The sequence below is a fragment of the Neolewinella persica DSM 23188 genome (assembly GCF_000373105.1).
Lineage (GTDB): Bacteria > Bacteroidota > Bacteroidia > Chitinophagales > Saprospiraceae > Neolewinella > Neolewinella persica.
Window position 1 is genome coordinate 216,038 of record NZ_KB890413.1, and the last position, 22,747, is coordinate 238,784.

The 22,747-nt window shown below is 52.6% G+C and carries 13 protein-coding genes; 7 read left to right on the forward strand and 6 right to left on the reverse strand.

The features are described 5' to 3' along the window. Positions 1-86: 86 nt before the first annotated feature. Positions 87-848 carry an enoyl-CoA hydratase/isomerase family protein gene (locus tag B036_RS0100930; RefSeq protein ID WP_020566807.1) on the forward strand — a complete coding sequence of 254 codons (762 nt, stop codon included), beginning with the start codon at positions 87-89 and terminating at the stop codon, positions 846-848. Positions 849-918: 70 nt separating this feature from the next. On the opposite strand, the gene hemA is transcribed toward B036_RS0100930, so the two are convergent. The 3 genes from hemA to B036_RS0100945 all read right to left on the reverse strand — a co-directional run bounded on the left by hemA (position 919) and on the right by B036_RS0100945 (position 4,376). Continuing rightward, positions 919-2,136 (reverse strand): glutamyl-tRNA reductase, encoded by a 1,218-nt coding sequence (gene hemA / locus B036_RS0100935; protein ID WP_020566808.1) that lies wholly within the window; start codon positions 2,134-2,136, stop codon positions 919-921. A gap of 331 nt (positions 2,137-2,467) precedes the next feature. Then, positions 2,468-3,406 carry a calcium/sodium antiporter gene (locus tag B036_RS0100940; protein ID WP_020566809.1) on the reverse strand — a complete coding sequence of 313 codons (939 nt, stop codon included), beginning with the start codon at positions 3,404-3,406 and terminating at the stop codon, positions 2,468-2,470. 103 nt (positions 3,407-3,509) lie between these two features. Then, positions 3,510-4,376, reverse strand: coding sequence for a pirin family protein (locus B036_RS0100945; RefSeq protein WP_020566810.1), 867 nt, complete (start codon positions 4,374-4,376; stop codon positions 3,510-3,512). A 319-nt stretch (positions 4,377-4,695) separates the two neighbouring features. Here B036_RS0100945 and rpsA point away from each other — a divergent pair, with 319 nt between their 5' ends. The 5 genes from rpsA (at position 4,696) to B036_RS0100970 (ending at position 12,649) form a co-directional block, all read left to right on the forward strand. After that, positions 4,696-6,852 carry a 30S ribosomal protein S1 gene (gene rpsA / locus B036_RS0100950; protein ID WP_406603393.1) on the forward strand — a complete coding sequence of 719 codons (2,157 nt, stop codon included), beginning with the start codon at positions 4,696-4,698 and terminating at the stop codon, positions 6,850-6,852. An 840-nt stretch (positions 6,853-7,692) separates the two neighbouring features. After that, complete coding sequence (locus B036_RS0100955) at positions 7,693-9,546, forward strand: CHAT domain-containing protein (RefSeq protein ID WP_169435018.1); 1,854 nt, start codon at positions 7,693-7,695, stop codon at positions 9,544-9,546. A 128-nt stretch (positions 9,547-9,674) separates the two neighbouring features. Continuing rightward, positions 9,675-10,646, forward strand: a complete 972-nt coding sequence (locus B036_RS27575; protein ID WP_020566813.1) for a DUF3078 domain-containing protein — start codon at positions 9,675-9,677, stop codon at positions 10,644-10,646. Between the two features lie 251 nt (positions 10,647-10,897). Then, positions 10,898-11,833, forward strand: a complete 936-nt coding sequence (locus tag B036_RS0100965) for a GYDIA family GHMP kinase (protein ID WP_020566814.1) — start codon at positions 10,898-10,900, stop codon at positions 11,831-11,833. A gap of 84 nt (positions 11,834-11,917) precedes the next feature. Then, positions 11,918-12,649 carry a ferredoxin--NADP reductase gene (locus B036_RS0100970; RefSeq protein ID WP_020566815.1) on the forward strand — a complete coding sequence of 244 codons (732 nt, stop codon included), beginning with the start codon at positions 11,918-11,920 and terminating at the stop codon, positions 12,647-12,649. 89 nt (positions 12,650-12,738) lie between these two features. Here B036_RS0100970 and B036_RS0100975 read toward each other — a convergent pair whose 3' ends face one another. The 3 genes from B036_RS0100975 to mfd all read right to left on the reverse strand — a co-directional run bounded on the left by B036_RS0100975 (position 12,739) and on the right by mfd (position 19,023). Continuing rightward, positions 12,739-15,006, reverse strand: a complete 2,268-nt coding sequence (locus B036_RS0100975; protein WP_020566816.1) for a xanthine dehydrogenase family protein molybdopterin-binding subunit — start codon at positions 15,004-15,006, stop codon at positions 12,739-12,741. Between the two features lie 6 nt (positions 15,007-15,012). Further along, entirely contained in the window at positions 15,013-15,471 is a 459-nt protein-coding gene (locus B036_RS0100980; RefSeq protein WP_020566817.1) for a (2Fe-2S)-binding protein, read from the reverse strand. Between the two features lie 135 nt (positions 15,472-15,606). Continuing rightward, positions 15,607-19,023, reverse strand: a complete 3,417-nt coding sequence (mfd, locus tag B036_RS0100985; protein WP_020566818.1) for a transcription-repair coupling factor — start codon at positions 19,021-19,023, stop codon at positions 15,607-15,609. A 524-nt stretch (positions 19,024-19,547) separates the two neighbouring features. Between mfd and B036_RS0100990 the strand changes: the two genes are divergently transcribed. Then, positions 19,548-22,667 carry a SusC/RagA family TonB-linked outer membrane protein gene (locus B036_RS0100990; RefSeq protein ID WP_020566819.1) on the forward strand — a complete coding sequence of 1,040 codons (3,120 nt, stop codon included), beginning with the start codon at positions 19,548-19,550 and terminating at the stop codon, positions 22,665-22,667. Positions 22,668-22,747 lie beyond the last annotated feature (80 nt).

Here is a 22,747-nt window from a genome sequence, read left to right on the forward strand (position 1 = left end):
CGCAGGTGCAAAGACAGGTTTCTTTAACGAGCAGTTCGGCCAATCGTGTACCTTTGTCAGCCCTTATCCCAACCAACAGTCATTTTATGAATCCTCAAGGCGAACTCCACAGCCATCTTTCAACTACTGGTGTCCAAACCATAACTTTTTCACATCCGGCCCACAACAGTTTTCCTGCCCACCAGCTAGCGGGTGTTGTAGCTGCGCTCGATGCCGCAGCTACCAATGACGATACCAAGGTTGTTCTTCTTCGGAGTGGGGGTTCACGTACTTTTTGTGCCGGAGCTAATCTCGACGAGTTGCTGGCCATATCTGACGAAGCCGGAGCAAAGGATTTCTTTATGGGCTTCGCTAACTTAATCCTGGCCATGCGTCGCTGTCCTAAGCCGATCGTCGTTGCCGTTCAAGGCAAGGCCATTGGCGGTGGTGTTGGTATTGCTTCAGCAGCAGACTATTGCCTGGCGACGGAGGCTGCAAGTATCAAACTGAGTGAACTCGCCATCGCCATTGGCCCGTTTGTAATTTTGCCGGCGCTGGTTCGTAAAATGGGAATTGCCGCCGCTACGGAACTAAGCATCGATACGGAATGGCACAATGCCTCCTGGGCCCATTCCAAAGGGTTGTATCAACGCGTATATCCCACACTTGAAGCACTGAATGATGCTACAGAGACCCTGACGACCAAGCTTGCGGGTTACAGCCTGAAGGCATCCGCAGAACTCAAAAAAACATTGTGGCACGGCACCAGCCATTGGCCGGAATTGCTGGACGAGCGCGCAGGCGTTTCCGGTCGCCTCGTACTAACGGAAGAGGCACGGACTGCCCTGTCTGCATTTAAGAAAAAGTAGCCTCTGTTTGGATCGCTTTGTTGCCGACTAAAAGAGCGCGTGGTTACTGGATAAGTACCCTCTGCATTAACTAGCCAATGATCGCCTCCCGGGCAGCCTTCATTGGAATACCGATGCACCGCTTTTCCATATAGGTCATCATACGAAGCATCAGGTCTTTAGCATCGGGATCCAACTTATGGAGCTCTTTGGCAAATATCTGGTTTACTGCCGTATGCTTGATCGCTTTGATCTCCTGCGGAAGTTGTGACATAGCACGTTCGAGAAGTCGTTGGCGGTAGGTTGTCTCCAGTTCTCCGAGGTGCTTGTGAAGTACCCCATGAGCACGTTTGATCTCTTCCCGGCGGAAGTCCATATTCTCTTCGGCTAAAGCGCGGAGCTGTTCGATCCCCACGTATTCGAATTCGTGATTCGCGACGGTACTTTCCGCCACATCAGCCGGGACACCAAGATCAATAACAATTTTATCCTGGGGATCTTCTCCAGCCAAAAGCCAGTTGAACAAAGCCGGGGTTACAATCGGTTCTGCGGACCCAGTACAAACGATAAGGACATCAAAGCCTTCCTCGTAATTTTCCAGATCCCCAAGTGTGAGGCCTTTGCCGACAGGGAAAGCGTTGGCTAAACTTGCTGCCCGGGCTTGCGTCCGATTAAAGACCGTTAACCGTTGTTGCTCCTCCTTTTTCAGGAATTTAGTGACCAAAAGGTTGGTTTGCCCAGCACCGATCATCAGGATACGGGCGTCCGGTGCTGGCTGAAACTTTCGCAACTGCTGCATAGACAGAGAAACTACAGAAACGGACTTTTCACCAATACGGGTAGAGTTATAAACATCTTTCGATGCCAAAACGATTCGATCGCAGACAATCCTCAGGTCGTCTCCAATTAACCCCCAATTCCGGCTTTGCTCGTAGGCGTCCCGGAACTGTCCTAAAATCTGTCTTTCTCCCACCACCAGTGAATCAATGGAACCACCTACTTCAAAAAGGTGATACACCGCCTTCAATCCTCGCACATGCTCCATCTCCGCCATGGCAGGCACCGAAGGCTGGCCGGGAAGCAGGCTGTCAAGAAAGGTATCGTCAACGCTGTGCTTAGTTGAAAACAACAAACAAACGCGATTACAGGTAGAAAGGTAGAACAGTTCGTCCGCCAAACCGCGTTCACGGATACTGGTAAGATGCTCCTGCAATTTACCGTCAGCTTCAAATGCGGCAACTATCTCGCCAATAGCCTTGAGCTTGGCGTGGCGATGCGTGAGGGTCAGAATGTGAATGTGTTGAAGCATATAGGTAGTCCGAAAGGCAGGGTGCAAAGGTAAAATGCAACCAGGGCTATTTCTGTCATGGGGAGGTATAAAGGCACTTAGAATCTTTCTAAATAAGAACGCCATGAATCTTATCCCTTTCCCCCAAAACGTAGTGTGGACCACATCCATTCTATTGGAGGAAAGCTACTCGACTATTCTTCTGGGTCCCAAGGAATGGCTCCACTCTTCGTTGTACCGACGTGAACCCAATGAATGCTTCCTGTAGGAGAGGACACCTCCTTTTTACGCGCTAATGGCCACTTTGCTTTGCTACCTGTTCGCCTTATGTGTCCGCATCAACAGCGGGAGCTCAGGCTCCCGCGTTTTCCACAATCACGCCGAAATACCAGAGGTAGAAAAGAATAAGAACTAGACCTTCCCAACGCGTAATCTTACGGTTATTGCTCATCACGCCAAGCAGAATGGTCATGACAATCATCAGCGGAAGATAAATGGTAATGATGTCCTCGGGGATGGTCAGTTTACCAAAGAACCGGGGGATGGCCATCACGATGAAGGTGTTGAAAATATTTGACCCAAGTGCGTTTCCAACGGCGATGGAAGCTTTCCCTTTACGGGCAGCCGCCAGACTGACGGCTACTTCCGGCAAACTGGTCCCGATCGCTACGGCGGAGAGTGCAATTACCTCTGGAGCAATGTTAAGCGTAGCGCTGATCTTCGTGATCGCATCAATCACACCAGCCGCTGAAATACTTACGATGGCACCGCCGACAATCAGCAACGCATAATCCTTCCAACTCGCCGAAGGCCGGTCCTTTTTATCGGGTCGGTCTTGCCCTTTAAGGCTGTAGGCCAGAAAAATGGCAATACCTCCTAAAAACAGGAAGGCCTCATAAAGCGTCAGGTTTCCATCAGATACGGCGAAGTAAAGTAAGAACGCACTTCCCCAGAGGAAGGGGATATCGATGTGCCACAGGTTGTACTCCAGGTCAATGTTTTTGACGACTACCGCCGTCAGGCCCAATACCAGGGCGATGTTCGTTATGTTGGAACCAACTACATTGCCGATTACGATCTCCGGGGTACCGTCAAGAACGGCGACGATGCTTGTCGCCAATTCGGGCAAAGACGTTCCAAAGGCAACAATCGTTACCCCGATGATAAAGGGTGAAATACCCAATGACAGACCAATGCGCTCGGCGGCTTCCACGAAACGGTCGCTGGCCCAGAGCAAGGCAACGATACTGACAAGAAAAATGCCGACTTGTAAGAGCAGGTCTAAATCCATATTGGCGGCAAAGATAGATTGTCAGAACGATAGACGGGCACCCTATAGCAGGAAGCGCACAAATTAGCGGTCAATCAGGGCTAACTGGTGGACGAATGCCATCTTAATCATCTATGTATACACCCATCTTTCCCATTTTGTAATCACGCATGGCTTCAAGAATCTCCGTTTGGTTGTTCATCACAAAGGGGCCATGTTGCGTTACGGGGGCCTCCAGGGGCAAGCCTCCCAACAGAAGCACCCTGGTCATCGGTGCCTCTCCGGTTAGGGTTACAGTATCGCCATCCTGACGATAATTCAGCAGGGTTCTCCCTTCGTAGCTGAAGCTACTTGGGGCCTTAATTTCACCATCGAGCAGATAGGCTGCGAAGTTATAACCCGCCGGAACGGGCAAACTTACCACTGCATCAGCGGGAAGCTCCAACTGCCAGGCCAGTAAGGAGCTGTAGGTTTTTGCCGGTCCCTGCAGTTCGTTAAAGGAGCCAGCCACAACTTTAAGGACCGCTCCACCAGCAAGAACAGCTCTGGGAAAGTCGGCCTCCTTCATATCCTGGTAGCGTGGTTGTACCATTTTATGCTCAGGAGCCAGATTAACCCAAAGTTGTATTCCTTCTAACTCACCTCCGGTTTCCAGAAAATCCTTGCTGCTTTTCTCGCTGTGGATGATCCCCATGCCGGCGGTCATCCATTGCACGTCGCCTCCCTCCAGGTATCCCGTGTTGCTGCGGCTGTCGTGATGCCGAATGCCGCCAGAATACAAAAAGGTCACGGGTTCAAAACCACGGTGCGGGTGCGGTCCCACATCGAAGGGATCATAGCCGGGCTCCACCGTAAACGGGCCAAAGTGATGCAACAAAAGAAACGGATCAATTTGTTCAACCCGCTGGGTGGGCAGGGGTTGATGAACCGTCAAAGCGCCCATCCGGAGGGCATGGGCGGGTAAAATGTTGGCGATGGAGCGCTCTTTCATGGCAACCGTATTAAATGTATGAACATTATAAACAATACGATGCGGAGGCTGGTTCAGGGCGGGGCCGCAGGTGCCAGGTAAAGGCGGAAAGGAGCAGGGGAAAATAGCAATAGCATTACCGTCCTTTTTTCCTTTGCTCCTTTTATACCTTCCCCCGGCACCTCCGCCCCCGCCTAAAAAGGCTTTCCAAAAGCATTGTGTAGTATTAATAATAGTCGTACCTTTGCGCGGCTTTTAAAGGTCCTGCCGGAGAAAGTGGGGAATGGTTGCCCCCGAAGCAACCCAGGTTTTAACGCATTTAAAATTTCACATCCCTATGATGATGGATGATGATAAGGACCCAGCCGTAGACGGTGGGACCGAAGAAACTCCCGTGACCGCCTCGGCACTGGAGACCCCCGAAACAAAAATTGAAGAAACTGTTGCTGAAGCAACCGAAGCCGTGGAAGAAACGGTAGAGGAAGTTGCTGCTGTAGTGGAAGAAACCGTTGCTGAAGCAACCGAAGCCGTAGAAGAAGCTGCTGAAGTGGTGGAAGAAACGGAAGAGGAAGACGAAGAAGAGGAAGAAGTAGTTTCTACTGCTAAGGTCATCCGTAAGGAAGCGACCAAAGTTGCCGTCGTTCTGACCGAAGAGGTTAAGGAAGAAGGTGTAGAAATCGAAGAAGACGACATGAGTGGTGCTACTGGCTCCGCTCACGACGACTTCAACTGGAACATGACTGCCCGCTCTGCGGCCAGCCGCTACACGCAGGAAGAGCGTGAAGTGATGGAAAAGCAGTACGAAGACTCGATGACTAACATCTCCGAGGCTGAGATCATGTCTGCCAAAGTTTCCAGCATCATCGACGGTGATGTAATCCTTGACCTTAACTACAAGTCTGACGGTCTTCTCCCACTTTCTGAATTCCGCGACCAAGCAGAACTCAAGGTTGGCGATACTGTAGAAGTTTACGTTGAGCAGCAGGAAGACGAAAAAGGTCAGTTGGTACTGAGCCGCCGTAAGGCCAAGCTCCTCCGTGCCTGGGATCGTATCCGCGATTCTTACGCCAACGGTACCGTGATCAACGGTAAGGTGATCAGCAAAACCAAAGGCGGCCTTATTGCCGACTGTGGTGGACTGGAAACCTTCCTCCCTGGATCGCAGATCGACATCAAGCCGATCGTCGATTACGATGCATACGTTGGTAAGACGATGGAATTCAAGGTCGTTAAGATCAACGAAACCATCAAGAACGCCGTCGTTTCTCACAAAGCACTCATCGAAAGCGATCTGGCCGAGCAGCGTGAAGCAATCATTGCTTCTCTCGAGCGTGGTCAGGTACTCGAAGGTATCGTTAAGAACATCACCGATTTCGGTGCGTTCCTCGACCTTGGTGGCGTAGACGGTCTGCTTTACATCACGGACATCAGCTGGGGTCGGATCAACCACCCAAGCGACGTCCTCGAACTCAACCAGAAGGTCAACGTGGCCGTACTGGACTTCGACGAGAACAAGAAGCGTATCAGCCTCGGTCTCAAGCAGCTCCAGAAGCACCCCTGGGAAGTACTCGACGAAACCATCGACGAAGGCAGCGAAGTGGAAGGCAAAGTGGTCAACATCGAAGACTATGGCGCATTCCTCGAAATCCAGCCAGGTGTCGAAGGTCTGGTACACGTTAGCGAAGTCAGCTGGTCTAACCAGCCGATCAACGCCCGCGAGTACTTCACCGTCGGTGAAACCAAGAAGGCTAAGGTCGTTACCATCGACCGCGAAGACCGGAAGATGTCGCTCTCGATCAAGCAGTTGGCCGATGATCCTTGGACGAGGATCAATGAAGGCTTCGCAGTTGATTCTACCCACACCGGCAAAGTCAAGAACCTCACGCCCTACGGCGTTTTTGTCGAGCTCGACGAAGGCATCGGTGGCATGATCCACATCAGCGACCTCAGCTGGACCAAGCGTTTCGGCCACCCATCTGAGTTCACCAAAGTTGGTGCCGACATTCAGGTAATGGTTCTCGAAATAGACGAAGACAACCGCAAGATGTCGCTCGGACACAAGCAACTCGAAGAAAACCCATGGGATACCTTCGAGAATGTATTCCCCGAAGGCAGCTACCACGAGGCAACCGTACTCCGTAAGGATGACCGTGGTGCCATCGTACAGATGCCGTACGGCCTCGAGGCTTACGCCCCGATCAAGCTGATGCGCAAGGAAGACGGCACGATTGCTGAAGTAGACGAAACCCTGACCGTGAAGGTCATCGAGTTCGACCGCGACAGCAAGCGCCTCACCGTGAGCCACAGCCGCTACGTCAACGACATCCGCAAGGAAGCGAAAGACCAGGTATACAAGGAACGTACTCAGGAACGCGAAGACACCCGTCAGGCGATCAAGAAGACGTCTTCCAGCATCGAGCGTTCTACGCTCGGTGACCTGTCTGCCTTCGAGCAGCTGCGTGAGCAGTTGAGCGGCAACGACGACGACGAGGAATAAATCCTATTTCCCGTCAAAACTAAGGCCATCCTTTCCCAGCGAAAGGATGGCCTTTTTGTTGGTACTATTATCTTAAAATAGATTCCCACATAAAACTTTGTAGCTTAAGGCATGAAATACCTTCACCTAAGCTTCTTTTTATTTTGCCTAATTAATTCCTCCGCAGCAAATGACAATTGCTGCCACTTTAATATCCAATACATTATTTCTGCTCAAAACTCTCCGTCTGAAGAAGAACTTGCCGTCTGTTTTTCAAATAAAGACTGTGATAAGCGGTATTACTTTGCGGGTAAGATGATTAATGCTTACGAAAGCGGTGACTTTGTTTCTTTTCATGGCTTTTTCGATCAAGCTATCGCTGAAATCAGTTATTTAAGCTCAAAAGATGAGCTGAGCCTTCAAATAATTTACTTATACGCTAGTTATCTAGAAACATTTGGTGAGACTCTCATCGCAGGAATGTATTATTCCTTTATCAAAGAACACTCCAAAAAAAACTCGCCCCTAAGATATTTGTCAGAAATAGGATATTCCTCAATTTATTTAAGTGAGGAAGCTCATACCTTAGAACTTCAAAAAAACATGAAATTTGCAAATTCGTCGTCTAATTTCACTGCCGATGAAAAAATATCACTAATAGTAAGATCGAGCTATTCAGACCAAAATTTAGTCAAAGCAGAATTACTTGAGAATAACTTCGATGCGTACCTTAAAAGTAGTTCCCAAAAGCTACTCTCTATATTTTTAGCAAATATTGAATTAAACCTTGATCAAAGTTTTAGCTCATCAACTCGAGATTTTCGAAAAACACTAAAGGAAAGCAACAAATACTTTCCTGATATGGATCAAGGATTATGGAATGCCGTACTTGCTCAAAGAGCTTCAGATGACGGAGACTATGAATCAGCCCTAAGTTTTGCAAAACTATCTTTAGAAAACAAAATCGGACTTTTTGTATCTCATGGACAATTAACGGATATAATTAAAAAGCTAAAAACCATACCTTCTAGTTATATATTTAGTTACGCACGACATAATTTATTTCAGACGCGCCTCGGAAAAGGATTAGTTCCAGTAATTGATGCGTTTCAGATATATGAGATAGGCTATGACCGCCAATTAACATTCAAATTACAGTCGGTTAATGCTATCGCAAGTGAAAGAAAGCAGAGTAATTTTATCCAGCCACACACCCCCCTAATAGTAGGCACTTACCTCTATCAAAACACCAACGACCTCTCCTACTTAAGCCGCAGCATTTCTATTGTCGATGGCTTCTCCGGTGGTGGAAGCCAGTATTGGACCCTGGCACGAAAGAAAATGCGTACCGACAAACGCTTTACCGCTGCCATTATAAAAGAACGCGCCCTGGCGGAGGGGATGAAATACTTAGCCCCCGGAACTACACTGGCAGAAATACGTCAACAACAACTCACCTTTGAGGGGCACCAAGATCAGATGAGTGATGACTTTTCCGATTTCTACAAAGAGCTGACAACGGGATACAAGGTAAACTTGCAAGAAGTCCAGGGAAACCTGGCCATAGACACCACCGGCTTAGTAGCCTTTTACCAAAACGACGCCATCCTCTACCGGCTCTTCATTGCCCCCGACACCATCGACATTTCGGCAATGAGCAACAGTCGCGCGGAGGTTTTGGAACTCACCACAGAGCTGGCCGAATCCATTCCTTCAGGTAAATCCACAATACACACCCAAGAGGCTTCCCGCAGGCTGTACCAACTGCTTTTTGCTGGTCTGGACGGCTTATTACCCGACCGCCTGCACGTAGTCACCACTGGAAAATTGGAAAACATTCCCTTTTCCGCGTTGCGACGAGACATCGACGAGGGTACTCCCCGCTACCTGGGCGTAGAATGCGCCATCAGTCGCCAGTCCTCCATTCGGGAGATGCAGTTGCTGGAGGAGCTGGACCTTGACCCGAGGTACGCCCAGCCCCTTGGCATGGCACCGGATTTCAGCAATGAGTTATTACAGGCAAGTGACCTTCGTCAGGCAGGTTTCAAACTTCCGCCCCTGGTTTTCAACACCGAGGAAGTACAAGACCTGGAAAATCGAAGTGCCGGCCAATACTACTACGATGCTACGGCAACGATGAACCACTACTTACAGAATGCTTCTGATTACGGCATCATCCACCTCGCCACCCACGCCATCAGCAGCCAATCAGACGGTCTGCGCAGCCACCTCTACTTATTGGACGACGACGGTGACCCCGTTCAACTGTACGCCTCGGACATTGGCGATCAAACCCTGAATGCAGATCTGGTCGTCCTCAGCGCCTGCGAAACGGGTGGCGGTGGCCGCCACGTTAATGAAGGTAAAGTTGGATTAACCAAAGCCTATCTGGCTGCGGGTGCCCGCAGCGTAGTTTCCTCCAACTGGGCGGTTGATGACCACGCGACCGCTGAGTTGATGGGCAGCTTTTACGAGCGATTAGAAAAAGGAGATGCTCCACACGAGGCCTTACAGCATTCTCGCCGTGCTTACCTGGAGCGTCATCCCGATGCCGCACCATACAAATGGGCGGCCTTTGAGGCCTACGGCGGAATGAAGCCAGTAAATTGGAAGCAAAGCAGCAGCCTGTGGCCATCAATCGGCTATGGCGGAGCGGCGGCCTTTTTCGTATTACTTCTGGGGAGTTATTTTATGCGGCGGAAGGTAAGCGAATAAGGATTCAACAAATTTCAGCTTTTTGAACGAATGTAAGTGACTCTATCCGTGTTCTCCGTCAAATCCATCAGACGGGCACTAACTTGCACGGTCTATCCTAAACTATTCAACTAACCAACTCTGATTTAATGAAAAATCTATTCCTATTCATCCTTTTAATGGTACTTTCTATCGGTGGCCTGCAAGCGCAGACCATAGAAGAACTCAAAGCACAGAAAGCCGAACTCGTTGCCAAGCAAAACGAGAAAAAAGCAGAAGCTGCTGCTTTCAATGGTGATATCAATGCCCTGTCTAAGCAAATTGAATTGCTCTCTGGCTGGCAAACTGGCCTGAGCGGACTGCTGGGGCTGAGCCTGAACAACTCTTCCAACTGGCAAGCGAATGCTAACCAGAACAGCTCTTCTTCCACGCTAAACCTTGGCGTTAATGCTTTTGCCAACAACATCAAGGAAAAGACTTTTTGGCGGAACACCCTGAATACGAACATCAGCTGGCAGGGGCTCGACAACGACACCAAAGATGACGTAGATGGCGGCGGTTTTCTGGAGAACCGGAACGGTGACGTACTGATCGCCTCTTCCCTTTATGGTCTTCGCTTCAGCAAAGATCTTGCGGCAACGGGTTTACTCGACCTGAACACCTCTGTTTTCAACTTCCTCAGCCCTGGTACTGCTGATATTGGTATTGGTGGCACCTGGACACCGTCGGCAATTCCTAACCTAGTAGTCGTTGCACATCCGCTCACCTATAACTTCGCGTTCTCTGGTTTTGACGGTGTAGAAAGTCAGTCGGCACTTGGTGCCAAACTGAAGGCTACCTACAACCTCGATCTACCTGGTGGCGTAGCTTGGTCCTCTAACCTGGGTGTTTTCATGCCTTACAATAACGAAAAGACGACCATCAGCTACTTTGACGAAGACAGTGTGGCACAGACCAGCGAAGAAGGTCTTTTTGCCTACACCTGGATCAACTCTTTCAACATTGCCGATCTCTGGAAAGGCGTTGGTGTTGGCTTCACGGTGGGCATCCGCCAGGCTGGCTTTGAGTACCCTCCCGGACTGCAATCGTACACGGCTTTGGGCCTGACTTACGGGTTCTAAGTATAGCTGACTTAAGTATTGGGTGGCGCGGCCGCAGGTGCAAAGTGAGTTAATCGGCAAGGAGGCGATGTGGACATACTGTCTGCATCGCCTCCTTCTTTGTAGCCTGATTGATTTTAAACCGTTTCGGTTGTCTCCTGGCCTAAAGGCCTAAAACCTTCACGTCCTGAAGGCCGGGCAACCGGCCCGGCCGCCAACACGTAGAAACCTCACCCAAATTTCATCCGTACCTTGGCGCAAATCCTCCCAGCATGACACACCTACGGGCCAACGGAAAGCTTTTGCTTACGGCGGAATACTTCGTTCTCGACGGGGTACCGGCGCTTGCGGTACCGACCAGAGCCGGTCAAAGAATGACGGCTTCGCCAACTAAGCCGGAGGCAGAACACGACCTATACTGGCGGGCTTATGACGCGGCTGGAGAAGGGTGGTTCAGCCATGCGTTTGACCGGCACGAATGGTCCGGGCCATCTCATCAAACTAAAGAGCAAAAGGAAGACACCGCCACCAGAATAGTCCAAATACTGCGCGCCGCAGAGACCCTACGGCCTGGTTGTACGAGCCATATTAATGGTCTTGAAGTAACAACCTACCTGGAGTTCGATCAAGCATGGGGGTTGGGGAGTAGCTCTACCCTGATCGCCATGGTGGCTGATTGGCTGGAGGTAAATCCTTATGCTTTATTAGAAAAAACCTTCGGAGGGAGTGGCTACGATCTGGCATGTGCCGTAGCTGCAGGCCCGATTTTGTACGAAAGAAATGGTATTACTCCCAAGGTAACTGAATTGGATTGGAACCCTGCCTGGACAAGCCAAACCTACTTCGTGTACCGCAACCAGAAGCAGAACAGCCGGGAAGGTATCCGGGCGTACCGGGAGCAGACCGTCAGCTCGTCAGTAAAGGAAGAAATCAGCGGCATCACCACTGCTCTTTTATCCCCTACCCTGCACCTGCGCGCCGCCGCCCAACTGCTCCACCGCCATGAGGCCATTGTAGCTCAAACGCTGGGGCTGCCAACAGTCCAGGATGAGTTATTTACCGATTTTCCCGGCCAACTGAAAAGCCTTGGTGCCTGGGGCGGGGATTTCATCTGGGCGCTGAGTGAAGAAAGTGAGGAAAAAGTACGTCGGTATTTCAACGAGCGGGGGTACGAGACGGTTATTAGCTACAACAACATGGTGCTTTAAGCTAATTGGTGGTATACCTACCAAGGCACCAACAACCGATTTACGGGTATATCTCACCATATACCATTAACCCCTGCTTCCTCTATGCCCAAATGGAAACCAGCCATCATCCGCCGTATCGAACAGCGGACCCCCACCGTCCGCAGTTTCTGGCTAGAACTCCCAGACCGGGAATCCCTTGACTATCTCCCCGGCCAGTTCCTTACCCTCGACCTGCCAATCGGTGAGACCCGCCGCGACGGCTGGCGCAGCTATTCCATCGCCGCTGCACCCGATGGCTCCAACCAGGCAGAACTCTGCATCGTTAAACTTCCCGGCGGCAAAGGCACCGGCTACCTTTTCGAAGGCGCCGACCTCGGCTCAGAAGTAATGACCAAGGAACCCGCCGGTGTTTTCACACTGCCCGCGGCTCCCCTCACACAAGATGTCGTGATGATCTGTACTGGCACTGGAGTGGCTCCCTTTCGCGCCATGCTACAGGAGCGTCTGGCCACCGAATCCGTCCACTTCCACCTCATCTTCGGCTGCCGCACGGCGGCAGATATCCTCTACCTCGATGAATTCGCGGCCATGGCGCAAGCGCACGACAACTTCACCTATTCCGTCGCCCTGAGCCGGGAGAACGACGTCTCATTGCCCGGCGTTGAGACCTCCAACGGCTACGTCCACCCCGTTTACGAAAAGGCTTATGCCAACCTTCGCGAGGATGTCAAATTCTACCTCTGCGGCTGGGCCGTGATGGTGGATGAGGCTAAGGAAAGGTTGCTGAATATGGGGTATCCGGCGGGACAGATTGTGGAGGAGTTGTATGGGTGATGAAGCATGCCGTCGGAAACAGGTTCTGAGGAAACCTTCCAGCTAATGGTCCGTAGAGCCTGAATTTTCCGGTGGGTTGAGACAAACCACTAGCCCAACAAATCCTGCCCTCCTAAAAACGGTTGCTTGTACTTCCGCTTACCCGAAGCCTTGTACAGCGCATTCGCGATCGCTCCGAATACCGGTGGAAAGGGAGGCTCTCCCAGTCCCGTTGGATCAATGTCGCTTTTCACAAAGTGAACCTCGATCTTCCTGGGCGCTTCCCCCATGCGAATCATTCGGTACTGGTGGAAATTGTTCTTATCCGGCACGCCGTCGGTAAAGGTCATCTCTCCAAACAGCGCGTTGCCAACCCCGTCTACGATACCGCCTTCGGCCATATTGACCGCTGCGTCCGGATTGACAACAATGCCGCAGTCGATCGCGCAGGTTACTTTTTGCACGGTAGGTTTGTCGTCTTCAACGGTCAGTTCCAGTACGTGGGCAGCGTAGGAGTGGTGGCAGAAATAGGCCGAAACGCCCCGGTGAACATCCGGTTTTTTCTGATCCCATCCTGCTTTTTCCCGCACTAGTTTCAGCACACCGGCGTAGCGGGCGGGGTCGTAATCGTTCTTGTCACCGACCGGATCGGTCGCGGCACGCTGTAATAACTCCAGCCGGAACGATATGGGGTCCTTCCCCATAGCTTCGGCCAGTTCATCGAGGAACGATTGCTCGGCCCCAGCCATAAAGTTGGAACGGGGCGCCCGGAACGCGCCAATGGTAATGTTGGAATCCAGCGTCCAGTCTTCCGCCAGGTAATTATCGATGGCTCCGGCCGGAAAACGGTTGGCGTACAAGGGGCTCTCGGGAATACCCCCGGCCTTGACGTGGAACGCCAACAAATTACCGGCGCCGTCCAGCGCGGCGCGGTAAGTAGCCTGGTAGGCCGGCCGGTAAACGCCGTTGGTCATATCGTCTTCCCGGGTGTAGATCAGCTTTACGGGAGTTTTCACACGCTGAGCGATAAGCGCGGCCTCCAACAGGTAATGAGAGTAGCCCCGCCGGCCAAAACCACCGCCCATCCGGAGCATTTCAATCTCAATATTTTCTACGGGAATGTCCATCCTGGCGGCAATCGTCGGCTCGATCAGACCCGGTGCCTGCATCGGCCCGGCAATCCACACCTTATCTCCCTCCACCCGGGCCAGACAGTTGATCGGCTCCATACAGTTGTGGGCCAGAAACGGGGCGCTGTAGCTCCGCTCAATCACCCGCTCGGCGGAGGCAAAAGCCGCCTGTGGATCGCCGTCTTTGCGGACAACCCTACCCGACCGGCCAGCCGCCTCGTTCATCCGCGCCCGGTGATCTTCAGTGCTCTCCATCCCCGCCGGAACGTTCCGGCTCGTATTCGCCCCGCCAAATAAGCCTCCTACGGTTTCGGTATAGGCTTCCAAAGGTTGCCAGTCGACCAGAATCGCTTTTTTGGCGTTCATCACCTCCCAGGTGCTGGCCCCCACGATGGCCACCAGTTCCGGAAAGGCGTTGGTGTCGAAGAAGCCCTTCTGGAAGTCGTCTTTGTAAGTTTTGATGCTAAACACCTCCCTGATGCCGGGCATAGCCTTGACGTCTTCCAGGTTGCGGATGCTCCCAAAGCGCTGCCCGAAAGAAGGCGGGTGAACGACCATGGCCACCAGCTGGCCTTCCTCGTAGCGATCCATCGCGTACAGCGGCTCACCACTTACGATCTTGCGGGCGTCGACGTTCTTTTTGGAATTGCCGATGATGGTGAAGTCCTTTACCGCCTTCAGTTCGACCTCCTTGGGGACCGGAAAGCTCCCGGCCAGTTCCGCCATTTCGCCGTAGCTGGCCGAGCGGTCACTGGACTTGTGGTACAATATTCCTGCGGCGGTGGTCACTTCCGCTAACGGGACCGACCAGGTTTGCGCCGCCGCTTCCCGGAGCATGTGCCGGGCCGCCGCGCCTGCGGTTCGCAGGCCTTCCCAGCGTGTTCTGATTCCGAGACTGCCGCCGGTGAACTGAAAGCCATATTTGTCGGCATTGAAGGGCGCTTGCTCGGAGATGACGTTCTCCCAGTCCGCGTCCAATTCCTCGGCCACGATCATGGGCATGGAGGTTTTGACGTTTTGGCCGAACTCCGGGTTGGGCGTTCGGATGGTTACCGTTCCGTTCTCCCCGATCTTAAGGTAGGCGTTGATTTCGTACCAGTTGTCGGGCAGGACGGGGCCGGTAGCCATTTTAGTTTCCGCCGGGCGGCAGCCGGACAGCCAGTTGAAACCCAGCACCAGACCGCCACCGGTTACGGCAACGGATTTGAGGAAAGACCGGCGGTTATAACTTGTTCTTACTTTGGTCATGGTGGCTTAGCTTTTAGTGGCGGCGGTTTTGATGGCGGCTTTGATTCTTGTGTAGGTTCCGCAACGGCAGATGTTACCCGCCATCATAGCGTCAATGTCTTCATCCGTTGGATTGGGGGTGTCGCTTAGTAGTGCGGCGGCGTTCATGATCTGGCCCGCCTGGCAGTACCCGCACTGCGGAACGTCGTGTTCCAACCAGGCTTCCTGCAGCGGATGGTCGTTGTTCTCAGACAGCCCTTCGATGGTCGTTACGGATTGCTCTCCCACCTGGCTGACTGGCAACACGCAGGAACGCATCGCAACACCATCGAGGTGTACGGTACAGGCCCCGCACTGGGCCATGCCGCATCCGTATTTGGTGCCGATCAGGCGCAGGTGGTCTCTCAGTACCCAAAGTAGTGGCGTGGTGGCGTCAACGTCGACGCTCCGTGTGGCTCCGTTAATGGAAAGATTGTATTTTGACATGATGAATCTTTTGTAGTCCTGTAAAGATATAATAGGACGGGTAATTGCCTTGAGTGCTTGGCGGGTGCTTATAATTTAGACGCGGTCCTATCCCCCTTTTGCTCCATCGACCAATGTTTGCACCTGCGGCCGCGCCTACTTAACCAACTCCTCCCCCCGCATCTCTTCCACCACCTTCTCCGTCTTAACCGCCAGCCCCTCCAACACATCCTGCGCCTGAGCAAGCGATTTCACATTCTCCTTACTCAACGATAAGCGGCGTGGCGTCTGCTTCAGCTGGAGGCCGCGCAGCAGGCCTTCGTTGGCGATGATGCCGGAGAGCGCCTTGAAGGCGTCGGAGTCGTAATACATCGACTGGGCGTCTTCAACGAAGAGCAGGAGCAAGCGATTATTCTTAAGTACCAACCGTTCAAAGCCCAATCGTCGGCACAGCCAGCGCAGCCTCAAACCGTCAAAGAGTTCTTCCACCTCCTGCGGGATCTTCCCGAAACGATCCACCAGGCTTTTGGCGAAAGTCTCCAAACCTTCCTCGTCCGGAATACTGTCCAAAGTCTGGTATAATCGTAGCCGCTCGGCGGTCGACTCCACGTAGTTGGTCGGGATCAACATTTCAGTGTCCGTCTCAATGTTAACTTCACGGACGAAGTCGCTCACCTCCGTCAATTGATCGGCAAAGACATCCCTAAATTCCCCTTGCTTAAGTTCGCGTACGGCCTCTTCCAGAATCCGCTGGTAAGTTTCGTACCCCATATCGGCGATAAAACCTGACTGTTCTCCACCCAGGAGGTTACCCGCGCCCCGGATGTCGAGGTCCTTCATCGCAATGTTAAAGCCGGAGCCCAGGTCGCTGTATTCTTCCAACGTCCGCAGGCGCTTTCGCGCCTCCGGGGTAAGCACGCTCAGTGGCGGCGCAATCAGGTAACAGTAAGCCTTCTTGTTAGAACGCCCTACCCTGCCACGCAGCTGGTGCAAATCCGATAGCCCGAACTGGTGAGAATTATTGATAATGATGGTGTTGGCATTGGAAATATCGAGCCCCGTTTCAATGATGTTCGTGCAAACCAGCACGTCAAACTTCCGGTCGATGAATTCGATCAACGTTTGTTCCAACAGTTTCGGGTCCATTTGTCCGTGGGCTTTGGCAAACTGTACGTCGGGGCACAACCGGCGCAACAGCACCAGCATATCGTCGAGGCTTTTGACCCGGTTGTGGACGAAGAAGGCCTGCCCGCCCCGGTAAACCTCATTTTCGATCGACTCCTTGATCACCTCTTCGTTGAACTGCCGCACCTCGGTATGAATCGGTTGCCGGTTAGGCGGAGCCGTGCGGAGCACGCTCATGTCGCGCGCATTCATCAGGCTGAACTGCATCGTCCGCGGAATCGGTGTCGCCGTCAGCGTCAACGTATCAACATTCACCTGGATGGCCCGAAGCTTTTCCTTGGCCTTTACACCAAACTTCTGCTCCTCATCAATGACCAGTAAGCCAAGATCCTTGAATTTTACTTTGTTACTCAGAATGGCGTGGGTACCGATCAGCAGATCGATTTCTCCGGATTCCAGCCGTTTGTAAATGGCCGTTTTTTCTTTGGCTGACCGGAAACGGTTGACGTAATCAACCGTCAAGCCGAAAGGCTCTAACCGTTCTTTGAAAACGCGGAAGTGTTGGAGCGCGAGGATAGTGGTTGGCACGAGTACGGCCACCTGTTTGCCGTCTTCGGCTGCCTTAAAGGCCGCCCGCAGGGCGATCTCCGTTTTGCCGAAGCCTACGTCGCCGCAGATCAACCGGTCCATCGGACTGGCCTTCATCATGTCCTGCTTTACGGCATTAGTGGCCGAAAGCTGATCGGGAGTGTCTTCGTAAATGAAACTGGCCTCCAATTCATTCTGCAGGTGACCATCGGGCGGGAAGGCGTGGCCGGGCGTGGCTTTGCGCTTGGCGTAGAGCTTGATCAGCTCTCCCGCCATGTCCTTCATCTTTTTCTTCGTCCGCGTCTTCATGTTCTTCCATGACTCGCCACCGATTTTGTCGAGGCGTGGAAGGCTGCCATCCTTTCCGCTGTACTTACTGAGCTTGTGCAGGCTGTTGATACCTACATAAAGGATGTCATTGTTTTTGTAAACCAAACGGACGCTTTCCTGAGTGCGCCCGCCAATGTCCAGTTTCTCCAGACCGGAGAACCGGCCGACGCCATGGTCGAGGTGAACCACCAGGTCGCCCGTGGTCAGGTCACGGAGCATGCGCAGGTTGAGGGCTTTGTCTTTGGTAAACCCTTTCCGGAGGCGATACCGGTGGTACCGCTCAAATATCTGGTGGTCCGTGTAGCAAGCGAGTTGCATATCGGGATCGATGAAACCTGCGTGGATGGCTACGGGAATTGGTTCCCAGCGTACGCCCGCATTCAGGTCCTTGAAGATGGAGTAAAAGCGCTCAATCTGTTTGGCATTATCGGTGAAGATCAGGTTAGTGAGTCCACCGGAGGTATTTTCCAGCAGGTTCCTGATCAGCAGGTCAAAATTCTTATTGAAGCTCGGTTGTGGTTTTGCCCGGCAGTCGATCGTATGGCCGACCGGAACAGACTGCTTATAATTGGTAAAGAAAACCAACGGCTTCTCGCGTACGTCTTCCAGTACCTCTCCGGGGCGGATAAAGGCACGGTCACGAAAGATCGCTGCCAGTTCCTTGTCCTCGATCAAGGTCAGGTTTTGCCCGAATTCGCCCGCACGTTTGAAACATTCGTTGAGTTTGTCCATCAGCATCTGGAAGTCCTTCATCCAGATGGTGGTATTCTCGGGCAGCACTTCAAAAATACTCGTCTTTTGCTCCCGTTCGAACTTGGTATTAATGTTAGGGATGATGCTGACGTATTCGACGTTATCCACCGATAACTGTTGCAACGGATCGAAGGTACGGATGCTCTCGATCTCCTCGTCAAAAAGCTCGATCCGATAGGGGTACTCGTTGCCGTAGCTGAAGATATCGATGATCCCTCCCCTGATGCTGAACTGACCGGGTTCATACACGAATTCCTGCCGTTTGAACCCGTACTCCACCAATACGGTGATAATGGTGTCAACGTCAAGGTCTTCTCCCTTGGTCAACTCAATCCGGCTTTTTACCAGTTCCTGCGGGGCTACCACCTGCTCAAAGAGGGCTTCGGGGTAAGTCACCACTATTTCCCCTTTTGATTTGGAGTGCGTCAGGTAGTTGATCGTTTCGGTACGTAGCAGTACGTTGGTCGGATCCAATACTTCGAAATAAAGCGGGCGACGGAAGCTGTCGGGCAGCAAGCGCACCTGTTTTTTCGGCAGGAGTGCGGCGATGGAATTCTGGATATAGGCTGCTTCTTCCTTGTCGGTGGCGACGACGAGGTAATGACCACCGGCGTGCCGGTAGGTGGCGGCAATGAGGAAGCTTTCGAGACTTCCGGCAAGGCCCTTGACTTGCAGGCGGGGCGCACTGGTCTCGGAACAGAACCGGGCAATTTCGGCAATGCGGGGGCTGTCTGCGTAACGTTGGAGCAGCTGTTCGGCGGGGTTGGAGAGGGACATCTTGGTAAGTAACCTATGGGAAGGGGGTTCGGTTCCGTAGGGGCAGGCTTTTTTTGGCGCGAACGCGGGTGCAAGGAGGAGGTACATCAACGACCAGTGCGAAGATGGCGCGATATCGTTTGCGCAAAAAACTTAACCTCTCTTCCACTGACGACATTATCGCTTTTCTTCGGGAGATATAATGAAGCATGGTGTAAACGAAAAAAATGTTAGCCACGCCATCGTTTTCGCTTTGAGCAGACTTTCGCAGGATTCAATAAAAATTTTGCAAAGTGGAAAAAGACAAGAGAAAATTCCACACCGATTGACGAAACCAATAAATAATTGGATTCCTACCATTAACACGTTGCCACCTATTTCGTTAAATTGTTTTTTCGCACCTTTAGATTTGGCCATAGGCAGCGAACGCAAAATTAAAAGCGTTTCGACTTTATGCTATTGGTATTTACTTGTAGTAAAATATCATGTCTGGCAACGCCTGTTGGCCACGAATTTTCTCTCACTAATCCAAATCACCAAAGTATATGAGACTATCACTACTGTTACTCCTATTCGTCTGCGCCGTCTCACTGGCGGCCCAGAAAACAGTTACCGGCACGGTAACTGACGCCTCCGGCGAAACGCTTATTGGTGCTTCGGTACTTGCCAAAGGCACTGGTTCCGGCACCGTTACTGACCTCGATGGAAAGTATTCCCTCAGCGTTCCCGATGGGGTTAAGTTCCTCGTTTTCACTTACACTGGATTTGCCAGCCAGGATGTGCCCATTGGCAACCGAAGCGTTGTTGACGTCACTTTGTTAGAAAGCGCTTCTCAGCTCTCCGAAGTGGTCGTCGTAGGCTATGGTTCCCAAATTCGATCTACCCTTACCGGTAACATCGCCCAGATCGACGGAGAGGCTATTGAAAATTTACCCGTCGCCTCCGTTGAGCAGGCCATGCAAGGTCGGTCTGCGGGTGTCTTCGTCCAGTCCGTTAGCGGTAAGCCCGGTGGCCGTGTCAATATCCGCGTACGGGGCTCTTCCTCTATTTCGGCCGGAAACGACCCACTTTATGTAGTAGACGGAGTACCGATCACCAGTGGAACATTTTCCTCCCCTGGCTCCGGCAGCCTGAATTTCATGGCGGACATTAATCCAAATGATGTGGCGTCCATCGAAATCCTGAAGGATGCGAGTGCAGCGGCCATTTATGGTTCCCGCGCAGCTAACGGCGTCATACTGATCACCACCAAGAAAGGCAAAAGCGGTAAAGCAAAAGTCAACGTGAACCTCAGCGCCGGATCTTCCGTAGCCAGCAACCGCAGAGAGTTCCTCAACGCAGAGGAGTTCGTATCCTTCTTCCGTCAGACGGCCGAAGGCGCCGGGCGCTATGACTGGGCCAACCAGATCAACGATTGGGGGCTGAGTGATGATGAGTATACCCTGGAAAACATAACGGCTGAATATGTTGGCTTCGTGGAAGGGCGTCTTGATCGCTACTCCGGTCCCAGCGAATGGCGAAACGGCGAAACAGACACCGACTGGCAAGACCTCGCCTTCCAAACCGGCGAAAGCCGCAACGCAGACATGAGCCTCGCCGGCGGTAGCGACGCCATCCAGTACTACACCAGTTTCGGCTACAGCGGCCAGGAGGGCATCCTTGCTGGCAACGCTTTCGAGCGCATGACTGCCCGCCTTAATCTGGATGCTAAGACCACCGAAAGACTCAACTTTGGCATGCGGATGTCTTTTGGCCGCACCACCAATGATCGCGTAACGGACGACAACCAATTCTCCACCCCATTACAGCTGATCGCTCTTGCGCCCATCACGCCCCCGCGCGACGAGGACGGCGTCCTGCTTGACCGCCCGACAACGACCTACTATAATGGTCTGATCGATGTAGAGGAAGCCGCCCGTCAAACGGTCAGCTACCGTACCCTGACCAACGTTTTCGGTCAATACGAGATTGCTGGCGGACTGGCGCTGCGCGCCGAGGCTGGTGTTGACGTAGCCAACCTGAAGCAAAACCGCTTCCAGGGCCGTCGCACCATTACCGGTGCCTCCACCAATGGCTTCTCTGAGAGCCGCTGGTCCAACATCCTTAACTACACCACCAAGGCACTGCTCCTGTATGACAAGGAAGTAGGAGCTGGCCACAATTTCAACTTTGTCGGTGGGCTGGAGTACCAAAGATCCAGTAGCGAAAACGTAGAGGTAGAGGGAACAGAATTCCCCATTGATGCGCTTCAGCGCATCGCCAGTGCGGCCGAAATCACCTTCGGCACGTCGGACTTTACCGAGTTCACCTTCCTGTCTTACTTCGGCCGGGTAAACTACAATTTCCAGAGTAAGTACCTTTTCAGCGCCAGCGCACGGTTAGATGGTTCTTCCCGCTTCGGTGCTAACAACCGCTACGGCTTCTTCCCCTCCGTTGCCGCCGGCTGGGTCATCTCTCAGGAGGACTTCCTGGCAGACAACTCCACCGTTAGCTACCTCAAAGCCCGTGCCAGCTACGGACTGACGGGCAATGCCAGCATTGCCAACTTCGGTAGCCTCGGCCTGTACAGCGCGCCCGCCTACGGTGGCGTGTCCGCCCTCTCCCCCAGCCAGATTCCTAACCCTGACCTGACGTGGGAGCAGACCGCCCAGTTTGACGTCGGACTTGATTTCGGGTTCCTGAACAACCGCTTCAGCGGTGAACTCGACTTCTACGTCAAGAACACCACCGACCTGTTGCTCGACGTGCCCGTGCCCGGAAGTTCAGGCTTCAGAACCCAGCTCCAAAACATCGGCGAGATGCGGAACACCGGTATTGAGTTCCTGCTTAACGCCAATGTGCTGACCGGAGCCTTCAAGTGGGAGACCAGCTTCAACTTCGCCCTCAACAAAAATGAGGTTACCAAGCTCGCTGAGGGCCAGCAACTGATCGACAATAACGGCTCACGTTCCATGAACGTAGTACAGGTAGGTCAACCACTCGGCGCTTTCCTTGGTTACGAATTCGCAGGCGTAGACCGCGAAAACGGCGACGCGCTCTTCTTCGTCAATGAGACGAATGAAGCCGGCAGCATCATCAACCCGGATGCCACCACTAATAACGTAAGTGAGGCCAATTTCATCATCCTCGGACAGTCCATCCCCGACAAACTGATCGGCTTCACCAACGACTTCTCCTACCGGGGACTCAGCCTCAATGTCTTCTTCCAGGGCAGCTTCGGTAATAAGATCGCCAACGCTGCCGGCGGCTTCATGTCTTGTGGCGCCTGCTGGTTCGATAACCAGACGCGTGACCAGCTCGATGCCTGGACCCCCGACAACCGGGACACCGACATCCCCGAGGCGCGCTTTTACTGGGAAAATGGTACGAACGGTCGTTCCAGCCGCTACCTAAGCGACGGTAACTTCGTCCGCCTGAAGACCGCCACGCTTGCCTACGAATTGCCAAGCTCCCTGACGAGTAAAGCAGGGTTAAGCCGTCTGCGCGTTTACGTCACTGGCCAGAACCTGCTCACCTTTACAAATTATGAAGGGTGGGATCCCGAACTGGCTTCCGACTCTTACTCTGACGGCGCGGCCATCAACACCAACATCTACTCCAGTGTAGATTTCTATACGGCTCCGCAGGCACGGACCATCATTGTCGGCGTCAACGTCGGCCTTTAATTAACCCATTCTTGCATCCCGCGTACGCGCCCCCAAAGCGTCTCCTGAGATGTTTTCAGGGAAGCGAAACGCCCGCAAGT